The organism is Mesorhizobium sp. M0139 (genome assembly GCF_040322455.1).
GTDB lineage: Bacteria > Pseudomonadota > Alphaproteobacteria > Rhizobiales > Rhizobiaceae > Mesorhizobium.
On sequence record NZ_JAMYTN010000002.1, the window covers coordinates 62,629 to 79,110 of the forward strand.

Genomic DNA, 16,482 nt, shown 5'->3' on the forward strand with positions numbered 1-16,482 from the left:
CGTTAAGGTTAACGGCTGTCCACAGGCAGGCAAATTCGTTCACGGCCTGGCGGAAGGCCCTCAATTCACCGGCGGATAGAGCGTGTCGATGATCATGCGCGCATCGTGGCGCGAATCGAGCATGCCATAGGTGTTGCGCCACTGGCCGGCGAGCCGCGTCTCGACGAAGGCGTCCGCAATCCGCCCTGCCCCCAGCCGGCGCAATTCCGCAGCTGCCGCCGACAGCGCCAGCTGTTCGGTCAGCAGGCGGGCCGACCCCTCATCGGTGCCGGCGACCTGCATGGCCGCCTTGAGCACGCCAATGGTTCCGCGTCCGCCGGCGCCGAGATCGCGGTCGATGCCGGCCAGCACCTCCTCGAACAGGCCGGGCGCGCGGCCGAGCACGCGCAGCACGTCGAGCGCCATGACATTGCCTGAGCCCTCCCAGATCGCATTGACCGGGGCTTCGCGGTAGTAGCGGGCGAGCGGCGCTTCCTCGACATAGCCATTGCCGCCGAGGCACTCCATCGCCTCATAGAGCAGTGGCGGCGCGATCTTGCAGACCCAGTATTTGACCACCGGGGTCATGGCGCGGGCAAAAGCAGCCTCGCCGCGGTCGCCGGCAGCCTCGTCGAAGGAGCGCGCCAGTCGGAACGAGAGTGCCGTGGCGGCGGCGACATCGAGCGCCATGTCCGCCAGCACGCGCTGCATCAGCGGCTGTTCGATCAGCGTCGAGCCGGCCACCTGGCGGTGACGGGCGTGATGCACGGCCTCAGCCAGCCCCGCTCGCATGATTGCCGACGAGGCGACGGCGCAGTCGAGCCGGGTCAGCGTGACCATGTCCATGATCGTCTTTATGCCGGCGCCGGGCTCGCCGACCATCTCGCCGATGGCGTTGACGAACTCTACCTCCGATGAGGCGTTGGAGCGGTTGCCGAGCTTGTCCTTCAGCCGCTGAAAGCGGAAGCCGTTGCCGGAACCGTCGCCGAGGATGCGCGGGACGAGAAAACAGGAAAGCCCTTCCGGCGCCTGTCCAAGCACGAGAAAAGCGTCCGACATCGGCGCCGACATGAACCATTTGTGGCCGGTGAGGCGATAAAAGCCGCTGCCGGCGCGTTCGGCCCGTGTGGTGTTGGCGCGCACGTCGGTGCCGCCCTGCTTTTCGGTCATGCCCATGCCGAGCGTCAGCCCGGTCTTGTCGACCGGCGGCTTCTGACTCTGGTCGTATTTGCGCGTCGTCACGCGCGGCGCCCATTCGCGAAACAGCTTTGGGCTGGCCATCAGGGCGGCCAGCGAAGCGCTGGTCATGGTGATGGGGCAGAGATGCCCGGTCTCGAGTTCGGCGGTCAGGTAGAAACGCGCGGCGCGCACCTGATGGCGACGGCCGATCTCGCTATCGCCGTTTTCCCAGATCGAGGAATGCAGGCCGCCGGCAACCGAGCGGCGCATCAGCGCATGATAGGCCGGATGGAATTCGACGAGGTCGATGCGCCGGCCCTGACGGTCATGCGTGCGGAGCTTCGGCGTCTCGACATTGGCGAGGCGAGCCAGTTCCTGCGCCTCCTGCGTCAGGACGAACCGGCCAAGCCCGTCGAGGTCCTTGCGCACCGGATCGGAAAAACGCTCGGCAAGCTGGATCAGCAACGGATCGCCCCGCCAGGCGTTGCCGCCCGTCAGCGGCGGCGGCTGGTTGGTCACGTCGTCGGTCACGCCCAATCCTTCTGAAAGTAGAAGGGCCTTCTAACGCTAGAAAGGCACTTATCATCACAAGGCTTCGAATCCGAAGCAATCGGCTAGATATAGCCCAAGGCAGGCGGCGCGCGCGACGAAAATACCGGGGAGAAAGGCCGCAATGCCAAGCTGACGCTTGCGGCAAGGAATTCTCCCCCCTATAGCAGCGCCTTGAGATGACCGACGCTTCGTCCCTGCCGCTTTATCCTCACCGCCATCTTCTGGGCATCCGCGATCTTTCCCCCGGTGACATCGAGCTTCTGCTCGACCGGGCCGATCGCGCCGTCGCCATTTCGCGGCAGTCCGAAAAGAAGACCTCGACGCTGCGCGGCCGCACCCAGATCAACCTCTTCTACGAAGCCTCGACGCGCACGCAGTCGTCGTTCGAACTGGCCGGGAAACGGCTCGGCGCCGACGTCATGAACATGTCGGTGGCGAGCTCTTCGGTGAAGAAGGGCGAGACGCTGATCGACACGGCGATGACGCTGAACGCTATGCGCCCCGACATCCTGATCATCCGCCACCAGTCTGCGGGCGCCGCCGCCCTTTTGGCGCAGAAGGTCGGCTGCTCGGTGGTCAATGCCGGCGACGGCGCGCATGAACACCCAACGCAGGCGCTGCTCGACGCGCTGACCATCCGCCGCGCCAAGGGGCCGCTGTCGAAACTGATCGTAGCGATCTGCGGCGACATCCTGCATTCTCGCGTGGCGCGTTCCAACATCATGCTGTTGAACGCGCTTGGTGCGCAGGTGCGTGTGGTGGCGCCGTCGACCCTGCTGCCGTCCGGCATCGAGAAAATGGGCGTCATCGTCTCGCGCTCGATGGCAGAGGGCCTCAAGGGCGCGGACGTGGTGATGATGCTGCGCCTGCAGCGCGAGCGGATGGAAGGCGCCTTCGTGCCTTCGGTACGCGAATATTTCCGCTATTTCGGCCTCGATGCCGAAAAGCTGAAGGCCGCCAAGGACGGCGCGCTGGTGATGCATCCCGGTCCGATGAACCGCGGCGTCGAGATTGCGTCCGAAATCGCCGACGGTCCGCAAAGCGTCATCCAGGAACAGGTCGAGATGGGTGTCGCCGTGCGCATGGCGGTGATGGAAGCGCTGCTCGACCCGCGCCGCAACGAGGGCCGGAGCGCATGAGCACGACGGTCTTTGAGCGCGCCCGCATCGTCGACCCGTCACGCGGCTTCGACGAGGTCGGCACCGTGATCGTCGAGGGGAAAAAGATCGTTGCCGCCGGCAAGGCTGCCCTGAACCAGGGCCTGCCGGCGGGAGCCACCGTGGTCGACTGCGCCGGCAAGGCAATCATTCCCGGCCTGATCGACGCGCGCGTCTTCATCGGCGAACCGGGCGGCGAACATCGCGAGACCATCGCTTCGGCCAGCGTTGCGGCGGCGGCCGGCGGCGTTACCTCCGTCGTTATGATGCCCGACACGGACCCGGTGATCGACAATGTCGCGCTGGTCGAATTCGTGCTGCGCACCGCCCGGGACACGGCAAGCGTCAACATCTTTCCGGCGGCGGCGATCACCAAAGGCCTCGCCGGTCGCGAGATGACCGAATTCGGCCTGTTGCGCGAGGCCGGTGCGGTCGCCTTCACCGATGGGCGGCACACAATATCCAGCGCACTGGTGATGCGCCGGGCTCTCACCTATGCCCGCGATTTCGGTGGCGTCATCGCACATGAGACACAGGATGGCGACCTCGCTTCGGCAGGCGTGATGAATGAAGGCCTGTATGCCAGCTGGCTCGGCCTTGCCGGCATTCCGCGCGAGGCCGAGTCCATCCCGCTGGAGCGCGACCTGGCGCTGGCACGGCTGACGCGCGGCGCCTACCACGCGGCCAAGATCTCGACGGCGATGGCAGCGCAAGCGATGACGCGGGCGAAAGCCGACCAGGCCAATGTCACGGCGGGCGTGGCGATCCAAAATCTGTCGCTGAACGAGAACGATGTGGGGGAATACCGCACCTTCTTCCGGCTGACGCCGCCTTTGCGCGCGGAGGAAGACCGGCTGGCCATGATCGAGGCGGTCAAGGACGGCACGATCGACATCATCGTCTCCTCGCACGACCCGCAGGATGTCGACACCAAGCGCCTTCCCTTCGCCGATGCAGCTGCCGGCGCGATCGGGTTGGAGACGCTGCTTGGAGCAGCGCTTCGGCTCTACCACAATGGTGACGTGCCGCTACTTCGGCTGGTCGAAACACTGTCCACCGCACCAGCAAGGCTGTTCGGCCTGCCGGGCGGCACGCTGAAGCCGGGAGCGCCGGCCGATCTTGCGCTGATCGACCTCGAAGAACCCTGGATCGTGAGTGAAAGCGGCATCCGCTCGCGCTCGAAAAACACCTGCTTCGAAGGTGCGCGGCTGCAAGGCATGGTCTTGCAAACGCTGGTGGCGGGCCGCACAGTGTTTTCGAGCTAGAGCGATCGCGCCACGTCGCAGACCGATATGTTGCTGGGGAAATGCGGGGGCAAACAATGAGTTATAACGTTATCCTGGCATTGCTGTTCGGCTATCTCCTCGGCTCGATTCCCTTCGGCCTCTTGATCACCCGCGCGGCCGGCCTCGGCGATGTGCGCAAAATCGGCTCCGGCAATATCGGCGCCACCAACGTTCTTCGCACCGGCAACAAGGGCCTCGCCGCCGCGACGCTGGTGCTCGACGCGTTGAAGGGTACGGCGGCGGTGATGATCGCGCGCCATTTTGGACACGACTACGGACTGTGGGCCGGCCTTGGGCTCTGGGCAGGCCTTGGCGCCTTCCTTGGCCATCTGTATCCGGTCTGGCTCGGTTTCAAGGGCGGCAAGGGCGTGGCGACCTATCTCGGCGTGCTGATCGCGCTCGGCTGGCATGTGGCGCTGATCTTTATCGTCGTCTGGCTGGCGATGGCTTTTCTGTTTCGCTATTCCTCACTGGCAGCGCTGACGGCGGCGGTCATCGTGCCGATCCCGCTTTATTTCTGGAGCACACCTGAGACCGCCGGGCTGTTCCTGGTGATGAGCCTGATCGTCATCTTCAAACATCGCGCCAACATTTCGCGCCTTCTTGCCGGCACCGAAGGCAAGATCGGAGCCAAGGGTTGAGCAAGCCCGCCGCCGGGCCGCGCCTCAGCGACCGGCAGCGGCTGAGCTGGCTGCGGCTGATCCGCACCCAAAATGTCGGCCCGACCTCGTTTCGCGAATTGATCAACCGCTTTGGTTCGGCGGAGGCGGCGTTGGAGATGCTGCCCGAGCTGATGATTTCGGGCGGAGCCAAAAGGATCATGCGCATTCCTTCCGTGGAGGAAGCCGAAGCGGAACTCGACGCAGCCAGTGAAAACGGCGCCCGCTTCGTCGGCATCGGCGAGGCCGACTACCCGCCGATGCTGAAAAACATGGACAATCCGCCGCCACTGATTGCCGTGAAGGGCGAGGCAGCCGTCTTTCGCCTGCCGGCGGTGGCCATCGTCGGCGCCCGCAACGCGTCGCTCGCCGGCATCAAGATGGCGCGCATGCTGGCGGCGGATCTTGGCCGCGACGGCTACGTCATCGTTTCCGGCCTGGCGCGCGGCATCGACACGGCAGCACACCAGGGCAGTCTCTCGACTGGTACAGTGGGTGTGCTGGCCGGTGGGCTCGATGTCCCCTACCCGCCCGAAAATATCGGCTTGTGCGAAGACATTGCCGAGCGTGGCGGCGCCGTTATTTCGGAAATGCCGTTCGGCTGGCAGCCGCGGGCGCAGGATTTTCCGCGCCGCAACCGGCTTGTCGCGGGCGCCGCCCTCGGACTGGTGGTGATCGAAGCTGCGCAACGCTCCGGCTCGCTGATCAGCGCGCGCCTGGCCGGCGAGATGGGCCGGCTGGTCTTTGCCGTACCGGGTTCGCCGCTCGATCCGCGCTGCGCCGGCTCCAACGGGCTGCTCAAGGATGGCGCCACCCTGGTCACCGAGGCGGCCGACGTTTCCGGTGCGATCGCACCCTTGGCGGGCACGCGAACGCGAAGCATTGCGCCGCCAGAAAAGGCACCCGATTTTTCGGCAACACCCCCGCCCGGTGAGGACGAACGCAGCGGCGTGCTCGAGGCGCTGGGCCCAACGCCGGTGGGCGTGGACGAGATCATCCGCCACACCGGCCTCAACGCCGCGCAAGTCTCCATGGTGCTGCTGGAACTCGACCTTGCCGGCCGCATCGAGCGCCATGCCGGCGGCAATGTCTCACTGGTTTCGTGACGTTCCAGCCGATCCCGCCGCACGTCGGCCGCAACTCACGCGTCGAGGGTCACGCCGGCGGCGCCAACCTCGGTATAGTCGCCAACGCCGGTACAGATGCCACCGCAGGGTATTTTCCATGCGGCTCCCGGAAAAGCACTCCGCCATTCCAGGGCTCTCCGTTGCACTGACGATCACGCTCGCAATGGCATACTCGACAGCTGACGAAAACCGGGCTCGACAGTCTGCGCATCAGTCAGCGGAACAGATACTTCGATACCTCCGGATTGCCACGGCGCCACATCACATTGTCGAGAAAATAATGGTGCACATTGATGAAGATGAGCACGATGAAGAAGAACAGCGATGACCCCAGCACTTGCCTGTCATAGGGAATCAAAGCCGTCAGCGCGGATGGGATCAGCCAGAAGCCGAGATAGCCAAGGGCCGTGCCGCCGACGATGAAGCCGAGGAGCCGAAACCTGTAGAGGGGGCCAAGAAAGGACAGGATTTTCGGCTGCGGATCGCCTTCGGCATCGGAACTGTCTCGCTCGACGTTCGTCTGGTAGCGCCAGACCACGGCGAGATACTGCAGCGAGTGGAGCGCGGGAACGATCAGCAGCCAAAGCGGGTTTACGCGCGCAATCAGGATCCAGAGATAGAGCGACGCGACATAGGCCACCAAACCGTTATAGGGCAGGCCGCCACCGTTCTTCCGCCAGCGATTGACCAGCATCAAGAGCGTGGCCGCCGTCGACGCAACGGCCGCCAGCACGCCGACGTCGGTAATCCAGGAAGGGGCCGCGAATGTGTAATAGTCCAGGCCATAATATTTGCCCTGGGTGACCGCCGTATTCGTCTGCAGCCATGCCAGGATCCACACGGCATAGGAGTTGACCAGCAGCACCTTCTTGTCGCGGTCGTCGAAGAATTTGCGCTTCAGCACCGCATCCACCATCAGCATGCCGTAGCCCTGCTTGACGTAGTGCCAACCGACAAAAAAGAACATGGCGTTGGTGGCATAGCCGAGCAGGCGCGTGTTCGCCGCCGCGGCGCCATAGGCAAAGAACCCGGCCATGACCAGGGGCACGACAACGCCCGCGAAAATGTAGCGGAGCTGCAGGCTCCTGTCGTAGCCGTCGCCCGTCACCTTGCGCCCGAAATTGCGGTAGAAGAGCTGGTAGGAGTGGGCGAAGTGGGGATAGTTCACGAGATAGGCTACGAAGACCATCGTTGCGGCCACCGGACCTTCATATTCGAGCGGAACGAGAAACAGCACCGGCAGGATGAGAAAGGCGCTGCCGCCCAGCATGAGGAAATCGGCGACCGGGCCGAAGAGGTACTTTTGAGGCGCCGCCGCCTTAGGAGCGACAGCATCCGCCGAAAGCTGAAGTGTCATGTCAGAACCCTCCCCTAGGAAAGGCTGAGTTTAGCCATCGACTGGGATGGGGACAAGGTTGGAGCTGCCGCTCCGCGCCCGAACACTGGGCCATCCTGCTGTTTCGCCAATGGTCTCGATCCGCCATGAGCTTCGAACCCGTGAACCGCTCGATAAGGCCCTCCGCTGTTAAAAAAGCGCACCACCCCAATTTACGACTAACATGTTAGCGTGCTAACACGGCATACACACCTACTTCGGAGACCTTCCGGTGACATCACGCTTTGGCCTTTCGGCCGCTCTCGCCACACCTTTCGATGCCCGAGGGCAGATCGCCACCGCCCTCATGATCGCTCAGGCCAAAAGTTGCCTGGCGCAGGGTTGCGGCAGCGTGACGCTTTTCGGCACCACAGGGGAAGGCGCATCGGTGGGCACGACGGAGCGGCGGTCGGTGAACGAAGCCATGCTGGCTGCTGGAATCTTGCCGCATCAACTCGTTGCCGGCGTGCTGGTCGACGCCGCCGAAGACGCCGCCGAACAGGCACAGCATGCCTTGCAGCGAGGCGCCCGAAACATTCTGCTGGCCCCGCCGAGCTACTTCAAGAATGTCGGCGAGGAGGGCCTTTTCGGCTGGTTCTCCGCCGTCTTTGCCGCGCTTGGCCCCCTCGCCCGTGACGTGCTGCTCTACAACATCCCTTCGGTTACCATGGTGCAGCTTTCGCTTGGCCTGATCGGCCGATTGCGCACTGCTTTTCCCGACGTGGTCGCCGGGGTGAAGGATTCCGGTGGAAACTGGAGCTACAGCGAGGCGCTGCTTGCCGCCTATGGCGATCTGGTGATCCTGATCGGCGATGAAAGGCATCTGGCGCGTGCGGTGCGACTGGGTGCTCAAGGTGCAATCTCGGGCATGGCCAATTTCGTCCCGGGCGAAATCCGCGCCATGGCCGAGGACGGGCGCGACGATCCTCGCGTCGAAAGTTTTGTGCTCGAATTGCTGAAATATCCGGTCACCCCCGCGGTAAAGGTCATGGTGGCGCGCAAGACCGGCGACGAGCGCTGGCTGGCGGTCCGTCCGCCGCTGGAGCCGATTGCGTTGCAAGGGCAGCAGCAGCTTGCCGCAGCCTATGACAGCCTGTTTGCCAGGGAACCGGCCTGACCGGCAAAGGGAAGCGCGCCGAAATGGAAGACGGCAACGAACCGACCACCCTCAGGGAGAAGGCCTATGCCAGCTTCACGCGGCATTTGCTGGCGCGCGACTTCAAGCCGGGCCAGTTCGTGTCGCAACGTGAGCTGGTTGCCTTCACCGGACTGCCGCTCGGCGCCATTCGCGAGATCGTGCCGCGTCTCGAGGCGGAAGGACTGCTGACGACCATTCCGCAGCGCGGCATGCAGATCGCCCATATAGATATCAGCCTGATCCGCGAGGCCTTTCAGTTCCGCCTGTTCATGGAGCGTGAAGCGGTGGCGCTGTTTACGGTCAGCGCCTCCGATGCCGAGCTTGCCCGCTTGCGGCGCGAGCATGAGGACATGCATGCCCAGGCGCTTGCGCAGACCCCGACGCCGGAGATGGAGGCCAAGGCGCAGACCATCGACTGGGCCATGCACGACACGTTCATCGATGCGCTGGGCAACGAGATCATCGCCAAGGCCTATCTGGTCAATTCGGTGAAGATCCGCCTGATCCACCAGGAGCGGTTCCGTATCGACGGGCGCGTCGTGCCGGTGATGCGCGAGCACCTGGCGGTGATCGAAGCCATGGAGAGCCGCGATCCAGGGAAGGCGGTCGAGGCGATCAGTCTGCATATCGACAAGGCGCGCCGGCTGGCGCTGCAGATCTGAGGAAACCTGAGCCGCACCGCGGTCCGCGATGCAATCGATAACGACAACAACCGGGAGGAAGAAATGTCGTGCAATCTGTTCAACCCAACCAGGAGGCAACTGCTTCAGGGAACCGCGGCGCTTGCCGCCGCCGGCTTTGCGGGCGTTCGCCCAAGCTTTGCCGCCGGCGTCGACTGGAAGCGCTTTGCGGGAACGACGCTTGACGTCAATCTGGTGAAAAGCCCGCGCAGCGACACGCTGATAAAATACATCGCCGAGTTCGAGGAACTGACCGGGATCAAGGTCAATGCCGAAGCGACGCCGGAACAGCAGCAGCGCCAGAAGACGGTGATCGAACTGAGCTCCGGCAAACCGAGCTTCGACGTCGTGCATCTGAGCTACCACGTGCAGAAGCGCCAGTTCGAAAAGGGCGACTGGCTGGCCGACATATCAGGCTATCTCGCTGACCCGACCCTGACCGATCCTGCGCTGGTGGAAACCGATTTCGCCGATGCCGGCATGCTGTTTGCCAAGGACGGCCAGGGCGTGCTGCGCTCGCTGCCGTTCTCGGTGGATTACTGGATCGTCTACTGGAACAAGGAATTGTTCGAGGCCAAGGGCCTCAAATACCCTGAAACCTTCGAGCAACTGGTGGCGGCCGCCGAAGCGCTGACCGACCCGTCGACCAACACCTACGGCTTTGTCGCCCGCGGCCTGAAAAACGCCAACACGCCGGTATGGACGTCGCTGATGCTCGGCTACGACATGACGCCGCTCGATGACAAGGGCAAGCTGCGCACGACCTCGCCCGAGGCGATCGAGGCCGCCAGCCTCTACCAGCGGCTGATGACCAAGTCGGCGCCTCCAGGCGTCACCGGATTCAACTGGGCCGAAGCCCAGTCCGCCTTCCTGCAAGGCAAGATCGGCATGTGGTTCGATGGCGTCGGCTTTGCCCCGCCGATGGAAAATCCGGAAAAGTCGCGTGTGGTCGGCAAGGTCGGCTACGGCGTCATGCCCAAGGGCCCCAAGGCGCATGCCGCGGGCACCTTTGGTGACGGCCTCGGCGTGACGGCCACCAGCGAGAAGAAGGAAGCTGCCTATCTGTTCTGCCAGTGGGCGATTTCGCCCGCCATGGGCGCGCGCCTGCTGCAGGCTGGCGCCGGCGTGCCGTTCCGCAAGTCGGTGCTGGAAGACCCCAAGGTGCGCGAAGGCGTCACCATGCCGGCGAGTTGGCTCGATGCCGTGGTCGGCTCGGGCAATGTCAGCCGGCTGTCGCTGCCGGTCATCATTCCGGTCACCGAGTTCCGCGACATCTATGGCGTGGCGCTGACCAATTTGATCGCCGGCGCCGATCCGGCAGAGGAACTGAAGAAGGCCACCGAGCAGTTCCAGCCGGTGCTCGACCGGAGCGAGCAAGGCTGATGTCCGCCATCACCCCAGAACGCACCGGGGTGACGACGCAAGCCATCGAAGGGGGCCAGACCATCCGTCTGGCTCCCAACTACTGGCCTTTCGTCGTCCCGGCGCTCGTCGTCGTCGGCGCCGTGATCGTCTTTCCCTGGGCCTTCACGCTGTGGATGAGCGTCAACCGCTGGACCCTCGGACAGGCGCGAAGCTTTGCCGGGATGGAAAATTACCTGCGGCTGGCAGTCGACCAACGCTTCTGGGAATCGCTTTTCCATACGCTGACCTACACGGCGCTTTCGGTCGCGGCGCCGATGTTCCTTGGCACTGTCGCGGCGCTGATCTTCGACGCCAAATTTCCGCTGCGCGGCCTGTTGCGCGGCGTCTTCGTCATGCCGATGATGGCAACGCCAGTCGCCGTGGCGCTGGTCTGGACGATGATGTTCCATCCCCAGCTTGGCGTGCTCAACTATCTGTTGTCGCTGGTCGGCATTCCGGCGCAGGAATGGATCTTTAACGCCAGGACGGTCATCCCGTCCCTGGTTGCGGTCGAGACCTGGCAGTGGACGCCGCTGGTGATGCTGATCGTGCTGGGCGGCTTGGCCTCCGTGCCGCGCGAGCCCTTCGAGAGCGCCGAGATCGACGGCGCCAACGCCTGGCAGCAGTTCCGCTATCTCACCTTGCCGATGATCGCGCCGTTCCTGATGATCGCCATGATCATCCGCACCATCGATGCGCTGAAGAGTTTTGACATCATCTACGCGATGACCCAGGGCGGACCGGGCACGGCCTCGGAAACCATCAACATCTATCTCTACAACACCGCCTTCTCCTACTACGACATCGGCTATGGCTCGGCCATGGCCGTGGTGTTCTTCATCGTCATCGTCGCGCTGTCCTTCATCCTGCTGATGCTGCGCCAGCGCTCCCAATGGATCGGGGTGGAGGGCAAATAGATGAGTTCACGGCTGCTCAACCGGATCGGGCTGTTTTTCGCGGCTCTGGTCTTCGTCTCGCCGGCGATCCTGTTCTTCCTCTGGATGATCTCGCTGTCGCTGAAGTTCGAGATCGACAACGGTGCCTACCCGCCGATCCTGATCCCGGAACATCTCGCCTGGTCGAACTATGTGAAGGTATTCGAGGAGAACAATTTCCTGCTCTATTTCTGGAATTCGGTTCTGGTGACGGGCACGGCAACGTTGCTGGCGCTGCTGATCGGCGTGCCGGCGGGCTATGGCATCGCGCGTCTCAAGGCCGAACGCTCGGCGGTGGTCATCATGATCGCCCGCATGACGCCGGGGCTTTCCTATCTCATTCCGCTGTTCCTGCTGTTCCAGTGGGTCGGCATTCTCGGCACGCTGTGGCCGCAGATCATCATCCATCTGGTGGTGACGGTGCCGATCGTGGTCTGGGTGATGATCGGCTATTTCGAGACCACGCCGATGGAGCTGGAAGAAGCGGCCAACATCGATGGCGCCAGTTCCTGGCAGGTGTTCCGGCTGGTCGCCTTGCCCATCGCCAAGCCGGGCATTGTCGTCGCCTTCATCCTGTCGATCATCTTCTCATGGAACAATTTCGTCTTCGGCATTGTGCTCGCCAGCCGCGAGACCCGCACGCTGCCGGTCGCCGTCTACAACATGCTTTCCTACGAGCAGGTGAGCTGGGGTCCGCTCGCCGCCGCAGCACTTGTGGTCACGCTGCCGGTGCTGGTGCTGACCCTGTTCGCGCAAAGGCAGATCGTCGCCGGGCTGACCGCAGGCGCCGTCAAGGGCGGCTGAGGCACGGCCCCGACATGACTCATTTCCGGGAGAAATCCAATGGCATCGGTAACAATCAACAACGTTCAGAAGGCTTTCGGAGCCGCCAAGATCATCCACGATGTCAGCGTCGACATCGCCGATGGCGAATTCGTCATCCTGGTCGGGCCGTCGGGCTGCGGAAAGTCTACGCTGCTGCGCATGATTGCCGGACTGGAAACGATCACGGGCGGCAGGATCGCCATTGGCGATCGCGTCGTCAACAATCTCAGGGCGCGCGACCGAAACATCGCCATGGTGTTCCAGAACTACGCGCTCTATCCGCATATGACGGTGGCCGACAATATGGGCTTTGCCCTGAAGATCAAGAAAGCCGATCCGGCCGACACCGCCGGCCGCGTCGGGAGGGCCGCCAGCATTCTCGGCCTGGACAAGCTGCTCGACCGCTATCCGCGTCAGCTTTCCGGCGGCCAGCGCCAGCGCGTCGCCATGGGCCGCGCCATCGTGCGCGACCCGCAGGTGTTCCTGTTCGACGAGCCGCTGTCCAATCTCGACGCCAAATTGCGCGTGCAGATGCGCGGCGAGATCAAGGCGCTGCACCAGCGGCTGGGAACCACCACCATCTACGTCACCCACGACCAGATCGAGGCCATGACCATGGCCGACAAGATCGTCGTGCTGCATGACGGCCTTGTCGAGCAGATCGGCGCGCCGCTCGATCTCTACGATCGCCCGGCCAACCTCTTCGTTGCCGGCTTCATCGGCTCGCCGGCGATGAATTTCATTCGCGGCCATGTCGAGGAAGGTGTTTTCCGCAGCGCCGGTGGACTGATCTTGCCGCTGCCGGAAGGCATCGACCTGGCAAACATACCCGGCGGCGACCTCATCTACGGCATCCGCCCCGAACACATCCGAGCGACGACCGCCAAAGGAATCCCCGGCACGATCGTGCTTCTGGAAGCAACGGGTTCGGAAATCTTTGCCAGGGTCGACTGCGCCGGAGAAGAAATCTCCTGCCTTTTCCGCGAGCGGCTGGCACTGAAACAGGGCGAGCAGATGCGCATCGAGATCGACCGCGCCTGCGCTCATCTGTTCGACGTCAAGACCGGGCGGCGATTGTAGGGGGCGATGGGGGCTGCTGACAGGGCAACTTCCGCACGAAATATTTCTGGTGAGCGCGTCGGGGTTCGAACCCGAGACCTACTGATTAAAAGTCAGTTGCTCTACCGGCTGAGCTACGCGCTCCCGCGGGCTCTAAAGGCCGCCCTCGAAATTGCGCGGAACATAGGGAGAGTGCCGCGACCGGTCAACCGGAAAAAGATGGCCCTTCGACCGGGGTTTCAGCCATCGCCAGACGCGCCGCAAATTGCGTCGTCACCAGCCCGGTGAGCCGCTCCCGCAACGTGGTCGCCGCTTCGATCTGCTGGCGCGCGAGACGCGCCTTTTCTCACGCGCCGAATTCGAGAAACATTACAAATCAGCAACTTACTGTTTTGGTGGGAACCATCGCACGAGCGGGCCGTTTTCGTCTCACAAGGGACGTCAACCACCCTTCAAGGAGAAGATCATGAACAAGATCGCAACGGGTCTACTGGCGACCACCCTGTCAATTTCGTTTGCCGCGGCCGCCGCTATGCCGGCCAATGCCGCCCAGATGTTCGTGCCCCAGTCATCAGCAACTTCGTCCGACATCGTGAATGTGGGCGATTCTCGTCATGACAACTGGCGGTGGATGCGCCACGGCAACCGCAATTCCGGCAATCGCGATTTCCGCGTAGGCCGCCAGTTCTCGCGCAACAATGATGGCGGCAGCTATTGGAATGGCCATCGCGGCTATCGCGAATATCACCGCGGCTATCGCCGTCACGGCGACTACTGGTTCCCGCTGGCTGCCTTCGCCACCGGCGCCTTGATCACCGGTGCGATCGTCAACAGCGAGAACAACCGCGTCTACGGCGGCGATGCGCATGTGCAGTGGTGCTACGACCGCTATCGCTCCTACCGCGCCTCGGACAACACATTCCAGCCCAACTACGGCCCTCGGCGGCAGTGTAATTCGCCCTATTGAGCTGAGTTGGTACCAAGTGTTGAGTAGAAAAGCCTGCGCCGGCAACGGCGCGGGCTTTTCCGTAGGTTGCTTGGGTACGGGCGGGGCGGATTAGCTGGCCCAATTGACGCTCTTGAAGATCAGATACAGGGCTCCGCCTTCACCACGCGGAGAACGGTATGCGCCGAGGCCGTTGCAGATTCGAACCGCAGCTGCGGTCATTTTCCAGCCGAGCACTTCCAGGTCGTTGTTCAAATCTATCGCATAGGGTTGAGCCAGCTCATCAATGGAATGCTCCTGTCCGAAAGACCGAACCAGCTCTGCGTCGGCAAGCAGGTCGCCAGGCAGGTTTGAATTTGCCCAAGCCCAGAGCCAGTTGCTGGCCTTGGCACTCGTCGATCCGGCGATTTGGATTTCGGCGACGACCTTGGTGATGCCGTTGTCCGAGAACAGAAGCTTTCCTTCTGTCAGATCATAGTCATAGCGAGGCCAACTGCCGAGTCGGAACTCCTGCTGCAAGCGTGCATTCTTTGCATCCAATTGTTCGACAGCCTCGTCGCGCCAGGCCCCATACCAGTGTGGATTCATCCCCTTCCCCCGCCATGATTTACTACCGCGCGCTCAGCGTCCGGCGCACCGCATTGCGCCAGCCCGCGAGCTTTGCCGAGCGCACCGTGGCATCCATGTCCGGCTTGAAGCGGCGCTCGAGCGCCCAGCTCTTGGCAAAATCCTTCGCCTTCGGCCACACGCCTGCTTTCGAGCCGGCAAGCCACGCCGCACCCAGCGCCGTCGTCTCCAGAATGGTCGGGCGATCGACCGGCGCATCGAGGATATCGGCCAGCCGCTGCATGGTCCAGTCGGAGGCCACCATGCCGCCGTCGACGCGAAGCACGGTTTTGGCCGACGCCCCCTTCCAGTCCTTGCGCATGGCGTCGAGGAGATCGCGCGTCTGGTAGGCGACGGATTCCAGCGCCGCGCGGGCGAACTCCGCCGGGCCAGAGTTGCGGGTCAGCCCGAAGATCGCGCCACGCGCCTCGGCGTCCCAATGCGGCGCGCCGAGACCGACGAAAGCCGGCACCAGATAGACGTTCTGCGTGGGGTCGGCGGTTGCCGCCAAAACGCCGCTATGCTCGGCCTTGCCGATCACCTTGATGCCGTCGCGCAGCCATTGCACGGCGGCACCCGCGATGAAGATCGAGCCTTCCAAGGCATAGGTAGTCTTGCCGTTCAGCCGATAGGCGATGGTGGTCAACAGCCGGTTCTTCGAGCGCACTAGATCGGCGCCGGTGTTGAGCAGCGCAAAGCAGCCGGTGCCATAGGTCGATTTCATCATGCCTGGCTCGAAACAGGCCTGGCCTATGGTCGCTGCGTGCTGATCGCCGGCCACGCCAAGGATTTTGATTTCGGCGCCAAACAGGCTTTTTTCCGTCACGCCGTAGTCGTCGGCGCAATCCTTGACCTCAGGCAGCATCGCCACCGGGATGCGCAGGATGGAGAGCAGCTCGTCGTCCCAGACATTTTTCTCGATGTTATAGACCAGCGTGCGCGAGGCGTTGGTGGCATCCGTCGCATGCACCTTGCCGCCGGTCAGCCGCCAGATCAAAAAACTGTCGATAGTGCCGGCGAGCAGTTCGCCCTTTTCGGCGCGCTTTCTCGCACCGTTTACCTTGTCCAGCATCCAGGCGATCTTGGTGCCGGAGAAATAGGGATCGAGCAGCAGGCCGGTCTTTTTGGTGAACTTTTTCTCCAGGCCGTGTTTTTTCAGCTTCTGGCACAGCGGCGCGGTGCGGCGGTCCTGCCAGACGATGGCATTGTGGATCGGCTTGCCGGTCGCCTTGTCCCAGATGACGACGGTTTCGCGCTGGTTGGTGATGCCGATCGCCGCCACATCCGAGGCCTCGCGGCCGGCGGCCTTCAGCGCGCCTTTGACCGTCGCGACGACGCTTGCCCAGATCTCTTCCGGATCATGCTCGACCCAGCCGGAGGCAGGATAATGCTGCGTGAATTCCTGCTGCTTGCTGCCGGCGACCTTCATCGCGCCGTCGAACAGGATCGCCCTGGTCGATGTCGTACCCTGGTCGATTGCAAGGATGTATCCGGTCATTAGTCCTCCCGGTAGCTCGCCTATACAAACAGGGGAGACGGCAAGATGCCGCCTCCCCGTTCACTATGATCCTGGCG

General features: G+C 63.3%; 15 protein-coding genes and 1 tRNA gene. 11 read left to right on the forward strand and 5 right to left on the reverse strand.

Annotated features, from left to right (window positions below; translation table 11 throughout):
* Positions 1 to 60: 60 nt before the first annotated feature.
* A complete protein-coding gene (locus NKJ58_RS02765; RefSeq protein ID WP_023700749.1) occupies positions 61 to 1,689 on the reverse strand; it encodes a DNA alkylation response protein in 1,629 nt (542 codons plus the stop codon).
* A gap of 197 nt (positions 1,690 to 1,886) precedes the next feature.
* Here NKJ58_RS02765 and NKJ58_RS02770 point away from each other — a divergent pair, with 197 nt between their 5' ends.
* Genes NKJ58_RS02770 through dprA form a run of 4 tightly spaced genes read left to right on the forward strand, consistent with a single transcriptional unit; the run spans position 1,887 to position 5,918 of the window.
* Complete coding sequence (locus NKJ58_RS02770) at positions 1,887 to 2,849, forward strand: aspartate carbamoyltransferase catalytic subunit (protein WP_023688599.1); 963 nt, start codon at positions 1,887 to 1,889, stop codon at positions 2,847 to 2,849.
* Positions 2,846 to 4,132 (forward strand): dihydroorotase, encoded by a 1,287-nt coding sequence (locus tag NKJ58_RS02775; protein ID WP_352518800.1) that lies wholly within the window; start codon positions 2,846 to 2,848, stop codon positions 4,130 to 4,132. The genes NKJ58_RS02770 and NKJ58_RS02775 overlap by 4 nt, the downstream gene beginning before the upstream one ends.
* A gap of 56 nt (positions 4,133 to 4,188) precedes the next feature.
* Positions 4,189 to 4,794, forward strand: a complete 606-nt coding sequence (gene plsY / locus NKJ58_RS02780; protein WP_352518801.1) for a glycerol-3-phosphate 1-O-acyltransferase PlsY — start codon at positions 4,189 to 4,191, stop codon at positions 4,792 to 4,794.
* Positions 4,791 to 5,918, forward strand: coding sequence for a DNA-processing protein DprA (gene dprA, locus NKJ58_RS02785; RefSeq protein ID WP_352518802.1), 1,128 nt, complete (start codon positions 4,791 to 4,793; stop codon positions 5,916 to 5,918). Before plsY ends, dprA begins: the two co-directional genes overlap by 4 nt.
* A gap of 235 nt (positions 5,919 to 6,153) precedes the next feature.
* On the opposite strand, the gene NKJ58_RS02790 is transcribed toward dprA, so the two are convergent.
* Positions 6,154 to 7,296, reverse strand: a complete 1,143-nt coding sequence (locus tag NKJ58_RS02790) for a hypothetical protein (protein WP_352518803.1) — start codon at positions 7,294 to 7,296, stop codon at positions 6,154 to 6,156.
* 250 nt (positions 7,297 to 7,546) lie between these two features.
* Between NKJ58_RS02790 and NKJ58_RS02795 the strand changes: the two genes are divergently transcribed.
* The 6 genes from NKJ58_RS02795 (at position 7,547) to NKJ58_RS02820 (ending at position 13,376) form a co-directional block, all read left to right on the forward strand.
* Complete coding sequence (locus NKJ58_RS02795; RefSeq protein ID WP_027049467.1) at positions 7,547 to 8,431, forward strand: dihydrodipicolinate synthase family protein; 885 nt, start codon at positions 7,547 to 7,549, stop codon at positions 8,429 to 8,431.
* Between the two features lie 23 nt (positions 8,432 to 8,454).
* Entirely contained in the window at positions 8,455 to 9,114 is a 660-nt protein-coding gene (locus NKJ58_RS02800) for a GntR family transcriptional regulator (RefSeq protein ID WP_023706209.1), read from the forward strand.
* A gap of 63 nt (positions 9,115 to 9,177) precedes the next feature.
* Positions 9,178 to 10,515: an ABC transporter substrate-binding protein gene (locus NKJ58_RS02805; protein WP_023745127.1), complete on the forward strand. Its 1,338-nt coding sequence runs from the start codon at positions 9,178 to 9,180 to the stop codon at positions 10,513 to 10,515.
* Positions 10,515 to 11,453: a carbohydrate ABC transporter permease gene (locus NKJ58_RS02810; protein WP_023670984.1), complete on the forward strand. Its 939-nt coding sequence runs from the start codon at positions 10,515 to 10,517 to the stop codon at positions 11,451 to 11,453. The genes NKJ58_RS02805 and NKJ58_RS02810 overlap by 1 nt, the downstream gene beginning before the upstream one ends.
* Positions 11,454 to 12,275 carry a carbohydrate ABC transporter permease gene (locus tag NKJ58_RS02815; RefSeq protein ID WP_023700756.1) on the forward strand — a complete coding sequence of 274 codons (822 nt, stop codon included), beginning with the start codon at positions 11,454 to 11,456 and terminating at the stop codon, positions 12,273 to 12,275. It abuts the gene before it with no gap.
* A 39-nt stretch (positions 12,276 to 12,314) separates the two neighbouring features.
* Positions 12,315 to 13,376, forward strand: a complete 1,062-nt coding sequence (locus NKJ58_RS02820) for an ABC transporter ATP-binding protein (protein WP_023819932.1) — start codon at positions 12,315 to 12,317, stop codon at positions 13,374 to 13,376.
* A gap of 47 nt (positions 13,377 to 13,423) precedes the next feature.
* On the opposite strand, the gene NKJ58_RS02825 is transcribed toward NKJ58_RS02820, so the two are convergent.
* Positions 13,424 to 13,499: transfer RNA gene (locus tag NKJ58_RS02825), tRNA-Lys, on the reverse strand.
* Positions 13,500 to 13,821: 322 nt separating this feature from the next.
* Here NKJ58_RS02825 and NKJ58_RS02830 point away from each other — a divergent pair.
* Positions 13,822 to 14,322, forward strand: a complete 501-nt coding sequence (locus NKJ58_RS02830) for a BA14K family protein (RefSeq protein WP_023724353.1) — start codon at positions 13,822 to 13,824, stop codon at positions 14,320 to 14,322.
* 90 nt (positions 14,323 to 14,412) lie between these two features.
* On the opposite strand, the gene NKJ58_RS02835 is transcribed toward NKJ58_RS02830, so the two are convergent.
* The gene (locus tag NKJ58_RS02835; RefSeq protein WP_023684656.1) at positions 14,413 to 14,889 is read right to left on the reverse strand and encodes a DUF6882 domain-containing protein; all 477 of its coding nucleotides are present in this window, start codon (positions 14,887 to 14,889) and stop codon (positions 14,413 to 14,415) included.
* Between the two features lie 22 nt (positions 14,890 to 14,911).
* Complete coding sequence (gene glpK, locus NKJ58_RS02840) at positions 14,912 to 16,405, reverse strand: glycerol kinase GlpK (RefSeq protein WP_023706204.1); 1,494 nt, start codon at positions 16,403 to 16,405, stop codon at positions 14,912 to 14,914.
* Positions 16,406 to 16,482 lie beyond the last annotated feature (77 nt).

Excerpts from the sequence above, each read along its gene's own strand:
- NKJ58_RS02775 (WP_352518800.1), top strand. The coding sequence starts at position 2,846 with ATGAGCACGACGGTCTTTGAGCGCGCCCGCATCGTCGACCCGTCACGC.
- NKJ58_RS02770 (WP_023688599.1), top strand. The coding sequence starts at position 1,887 with ATGACCGACGCTTCGTCCCTGCCGCTTTATCCTCACCGCCATCTTCTG.
- plsY (WP_352518801.1), top strand. The coding sequence starts at position 4,189 with ATGAGTTATAACGTTATCCTGGCATTGCTGTTCGGCTATCTCCTCGGC.
- NKJ58_RS02790 (WP_352518803.1), bottom strand. The coding sequence starts at position 7,296 with ATGACACTTCAGCTTTCGGCGGATGCTGTCGCTCCTAAGGCGGCGGCG.
- NKJ58_RS02820 (WP_023819932.1), top strand. The coding sequence starts at position 12,315 with ATGGCATCGGTAACAATCAACAACGTTCAGAAGGCTTTCGGAGCCGCC.
- NKJ58_RS02835 (WP_023684656.1), bottom strand. The coding sequence starts at position 14,889 with ATGAATCCACACTGGTATGGGGCCTGGCGCGACGAGGCTGTCGAACAA.
- glpK (WP_023706204.1), bottom strand. The coding sequence starts at position 16,405 with ATGACCGGATACATCCTTGCAATCGACCAGGGTACGACATCGACCAGG.
- NKJ58_RS02800 (WP_023706209.1), top strand. The coding sequence starts at position 8,455 with ATGGAAGACGGCAACGAACCGACCACCCTCAGGGAGAAGGCCTATGCC.
- NKJ58_RS02830 (WP_023724353.1), top strand. The coding sequence starts at position 13,822 with ATGAACAAGATCGCAACGGGTCTACTGGCGACCACCCTGTCAATTTCG.
- NKJ58_RS02815 (WP_023700756.1), top strand. The coding sequence starts at position 11,454 with ATGAGTTCACGGCTGCTCAACCGGATCGGGCTGTTTTTCGCGGCTCTG.
- NKJ58_RS02805 (WP_023745127.1), top strand. The coding sequence starts at position 9,178 with ATGTCGTGCAATCTGTTCAACCCAACCAGGAGGCAACTGCTTCAGGGA.
- NKJ58_RS02810 (WP_023670984.1), top strand. The coding sequence starts at position 10,515 with ATGTCCGCCATCACCCCAGAACGCACCGGGGTGACGACGCAAGCCATC.